4 protein-coding genes are annotated in these 4,511 nt (G+C 58.6%); 1 reads left to right on the top strand and 3 read right to left on the bottom strand.

Translation table 11 applies throughout. The annotated features are described in order from the left end of the window. Positions 1 to 1,076 precede the first annotated feature (1,076 nt). The 3 genes from ANTHELSMS3_RS16895 to ANTHELSMS3_RS25605 form a co-directional block, all read right to left on the bottom strand. Positions 1,077 to 1,265 carry a hypothetical protein gene (locus ANTHELSMS3_RS16895; RefSeq protein ID WP_094035896.1) on the bottom strand — a complete coding sequence of 63 codons (189 nt, stop codon included), beginning with the start codon at positions 1,263 to 1,265 and terminating at the stop codon, positions 1,077 to 1,079. 181 nt (positions 1,266 to 1,446) lie between these two features. Continuing rightward, positions 1,447 to 2,010 (bottom strand): recombinase family protein, encoded by a 564-nt coding sequence (locus tag ANTHELSMS3_RS26510; RefSeq protein ID WP_094035895.1) that lies wholly within the window; start codon positions 2,008 to 2,010, stop codon positions 1,447 to 1,449. A 724-nt stretch (positions 2,011 to 2,734) separates the two neighbouring features. Beyond that, complete coding sequence (locus ANTHELSMS3_RS25605) at positions 2,735 to 2,872, bottom strand: hypothetical protein (RefSeq protein ID WP_157733546.1); 138 nt, start codon at positions 2,870 to 2,872, stop codon at positions 2,735 to 2,737. Positions 2,873 to 3,240: 368 nt separating this feature from the next. Here ANTHELSMS3_RS25605 and ANTHELSMS3_RS16885 point away from each other — a divergent pair, with 368 nt between their 5' ends. Then, positions 3,241 to 4,446, top strand: a complete 1,206-nt coding sequence (locus ANTHELSMS3_RS16885; RefSeq protein ID WP_094035894.1) for a tyrosine-type recombinase/integrase — start codon at positions 3,241 to 3,243, stop codon at positions 4,444 to 4,446. The last annotated feature ends 65 nt before the right edge of the window (positions 4,447 to 4,511 follow it).

Genomic DNA, 4,511 nt, shown 5'->3' with positions numbered 1-4,511 from the left:
GCGATCACCTTGCGGGCCCACAGAAGCGGTGAAACAGTCGGCCGCGCGACGACCCGAGGGAGGTCGGCAAGACCGCCATTTCCGTCGTCATCCTGCGGGGTGACATTTGCGGGCGCCCTGTCCGCCATCAGAAAAAACACCAATAATTCATTCAGCTTGGCACAGGGTCGATCATGCGCCATTGAGTAGATCCTTTCAAAAGGCCTGCGCCGGGATCACCGCGGTTACAGGCCAACACAAAAAAAATACTTCTATGCTCGGGAATGGGTGACAGGTGTCGCAAACCCGCCTACGAGCATCCCCAGTGGTGATTAAAACGCAGAAAAGCCGCTTGGTGCAAGATTTATCGCGGTTACGAGCACCGCCATGGCCTCTCTGCACGGCGCAGAGGCATGGGTTTGCGCCAGATGTGTCGGGATCTCTTCCGCGACCGCGATGGCAAGCGGTCTCCGATCATGCAGCTGCCGATGCGTCCTCCACACGCTCCGGCCCGGCCGGTGCCCGTTTCGAGCCACAGCGAAAACCCTGTCAGATGGCGAGTTCGGGCGCTTGGCGCCAGTACACGGGACCGGAGCATCGCGCATACTGCCTGCTGGTGATGAAACCGATTGCAAACATGCGGGACTCATTTGACCCGCCTTGGGGTTCCGGATGGAAGGAAAGGAGGGTCCGGACTGCCTCGCACCTTTGCGCGGAAAGCCGAATAAGCTTCTTTGTTGCGGGCTGGACAAAGGTCTTTGACCTGAGCCCTAGTGGCGAGAACAAGATTGCAGTGATATTCATCCGGCATTGGGATGGCGCGGGTCCGGTCTGCCTGACGGCTGGTGGGTAAGCCGCCACCGGGAGGAAACGAATTGAACTTCAGGATCAGGGCAAAGGTCGTCACTGGAGCGCTGATTTCGTCGGCGGGCGGGGCCTGTGCCCGCCGGTTTCTAGCCGACATGGTCCGGGTCGGTTTCCTCGAGTAATCTTCGCACCAGGCGTTCGACGGTCAGCAGCCGGCGGGCCGCGGCTGGTCAGTCCTTCGGCTCCGCCGACGTGCCTGCCAGGTTTTCCCAAAGGTCTTTACGCACCTCTCACAGGACCTCGGCATAGAGGCTTTGGAAATAGCGACCGTAGATCAGCGACAGCGCGCAGAGTTCGCGGATCGTTGGCATCCGCTGACCGCGTTTGATCTGGCTGATCGCATCGTGGCTGACACTGACAAGATGACCGCAATCGGACTGGTCAGGGCGGCGCGTTGTCGGGCGACCTTCAGGTCGCAATTGAACTCATCAAACAATGTGGTTTGGCTTACACGAGTAATGATCCCAAGATAGCGCACCCGCACAAATCCGGGTACTGCCCGTCATTCGCATTTCCTGACAACGGGTTTCTCCGGGGAGCCAGAACCCGCGCCCGTGAGAGTGGCGGAGACCGAAAAGGGCAAAGCCTGTTTCGCCCCTCTCACGGTCTCAGGCGCCGTATCCGGCAAAACCCGTTCTCAAATCCTGGTAGAGGTATTTTCGCAATTCTCCCGCCTCGGTGCCAGACCCGGCACGGCCCGGTTGCACTCGTGTCACCCGAACAAGAAAAGGCTCGCCCGGAAGGGGCAAGCCAGTCATCGTCAAGGAACAATCGTCCGGGTGGGGTGTGCCGCGCGTAACGATCACGCCGCCACAGCATCGATGAGGCCGTGCAACTCGGTGGTGGCCTCTCTGTGTCGATGAAGACATTGATCCCGATGTCGAGCAATTCGCTGGACTTCGTCCAGTCGCGAAGATTTCGGGCGGAGTGGTCAATCTTGTGAATGATGACGCCTTGGGCATGTCCGCGCCTCACCTGGGTCAGCATCGAATTGGAGACGGATCGGCCACCCTTTGCCGCGGTCTGTTTTTCTTCGTACCATCTGGTGACCGTCAGGGAACGACGCTGAGCAAACACCAGAATGGCCTCTTTTTGCGCGTCGAACGAGACCCTTTCGCCCTGCTTCAAGGTGCTGACGCGGATGTAGCCAAAACATGGTTTCATATATTTTTGGAGTTATCCCCGGACTCTACTATATCCACAGGAACTGGCGACACCGTCTCCGGCCACCAGGGCCAGGTGCCCTCTGCCAGCATGATCACGAAGGCGCGATAGTTTGGCATGTCAACCAGATCGCGGGAATCCACGCCGCCGAGTAATGCGGCAAAGGTCGTGGCATCGCTGGCGCCGATGCGGAGGCTGGTCAGCGTACCGACGTTGCAAATGACTGAGTTGAAGACCGCGGGCGATACTTGTGCTGTGGCTACCTTGCCCGGATGACGCTGAGGCGGTACTTGGCGAGGTTGGCGATGAGCACGCGCTACTCGTCCATCACCTGGCGCAGGCGCAAGGGTTATTGTGGTCCGCAGATCGCTAGGCGCACCACCGGGTGCGAGATGAAGGCGCCAAGCTTGTTGGCGATCGGGGCAACGACCTACGTGCTCGATGGACAGGTGGTCGAGAACCCCAAGCCTCGACTTCAACTCGCACGGCGGGCGGCCGACCGCCGACATCCAAGCCGTTATCACAGCAGACTAAATCAGCAACCTGCGCGAAGAAACGATCAAGTGCCTGACCGGGCGCCTCAGGCAGGGCCTATATCCGTTCCGAGCGCAAATCGGCTGTCTCGACCGTGGCTAGGGGCGGCCCAAGATCCTCGGATTCTCTCAAGGCGCCGCTGATCCGCGAGATGCTCGATCTTTACGCCTCGGGCTAGTACTCGAAGCATTCATTGCGCAAAGCGATGCACCGCCGGGGTCTCCGAAACCATAGCGGTCGCCCATTGAGCCTTTGCGGTGTTGAGATCATTCTCAATAAAGCGTTCTAAACCGGCCAGAACCAAATACGGCGCTCCGGAAAGTGGCACGACGGTCTCCTTGAACCCATTATCTCAGCCGCGCTTTTCATGCGGATGCAGGTCATCAAGTCGGGGTCGCAAAGGCAAGGTCAGCACCCGAATTACCCCGCCGCCTGTGGGTGACGTTGTGAGGAATGGCCTTGGCATTTTTAGCCTATCGTCCTGTTTTGCAAAAAAAGCAGGACGATATGGCTCCGGCGGTAGGGATCGAACCTACGACCAATTGATTAACAGTCTAGGAAAGCCGGTTTTTCGTCTAAGACCACAAAGCATCTCATAGCTTCATAAACGCCATAAAAATAAGGGCATAGCGCTCTTTTTTTTGATTCTTGTAGCCCCTAGTTTTGTCATGAAACGCCATGGAGGGTGCTTACTAAATGCTTACTAAAAAGTTTTCAGCCCAGCTTGTGCGCGATCTGCCCTTTGCCGAAAGCGGTCAGACCGTGTTCTTTGATGAAGCCTTGCCGGGGTTTGGACTGCGCGTCGGAACCAAGTCGAAAACCTACATCGCGCAAAGCCGGGTGCGGGGAAAAACCCGCCGCGTTTCCATCGGTCGCACGGAAAAGCTGACCCTGAACGATGCCCGCAGGCTGGCCAAGAAGGCGCTGGCCGAAATGGCGAACGATGTAGACCGCAACGCAGAGAAGCGCCTTGAGCGTGCCAAGCTGATGACGCTGGGGCAGGCCGTAGAAGGATGGCTGTCGGAACGGAACCTGCGCCCCAGCACAGCGGAGAGCTATTCCTCGACTATGCGCCGTGAGTTTGGCGACTGGTACGATACCCAACTGCGCCAGATCACCCCGGCAACCTATCAGAAGCGATACATGCAAATCCTTGACCGCACGCCTGCCGGTGCTGCGCTCGCCACCCGCACCTTCAAGTCATGCTGGAACTGGGCACGGGCCGATCTGACGGACGGGGCAGGGAACACGCTCATTGCGGAATGTCCCGCCGACATTGTGAGCCGCAAAAAAATCTTGCCGAAGGCCAAGCGCAAATCCACCTACGTGCACGACTGGGCAGCGTTCTTCGCTGCCCTCGACAGTCTCGAAACCAACTCGAACCGGCACCGGGACGCAGGCGAAAACTTCCGGGCATTCATGGAACTGCTGGCCCGCACCGGCCTGCGTCAGGCTGAGGCCGCAAACATGCGCTGGGAAGATGTGGACATGAAGCGCGGCACCTTCGTCATTCCAGCCGAACGCGCCAAGAACGGGCAAGAACTGGTGCTGCCCATGAGCAACCAAACCCATGCCCTGTTTGAGCGCCTGAGAGGGCGCACAGAGGGCCTTCCGTATGTCTGGGGCAGCACCCCCCTGCGTGATCCTCGCAAGACCCTGACGCGCTTCCGTGAGGCTCTGGGATGGGATGTGGGTTTTCACGACATGCGCCGGTCATTCGCAGTTGTGGCAACCGTGCTCGACGTGCAGCAAAGCAAGGTGAAACGGCTGCTGAACCATGCCACCGGCAATGACGTTACAGCGGGCTATCAGGTGCTTTCCGACCCGGAAACTCTTCGCAACTCCGTCCAGCAAATCTCTGATTACATTGACGAAAAGAGAATCGCAAAGATAACTTCTTGACCTTTTAGGCCGCAATGGCCATTGTTTGCGTGCGCTTGATCCACGGAGGGAACGCCGCGCGCCGG

Origin of the sequence: Antarctobacter heliothermus (genome assembly GCF_002237555.1) — a bacterium.
GTDB classification, from domain to species: Bacteria; Pseudomonadota; Alphaproteobacteria; order Rhodobacterales; family Rhodobacteraceae; genus Antarctobacter; species Antarctobacter heliothermus_B.
Note: the sequence above shows the minus strand (reverse complement) of the source record. Positions and strands in the feature narration are given on the sequence as shown.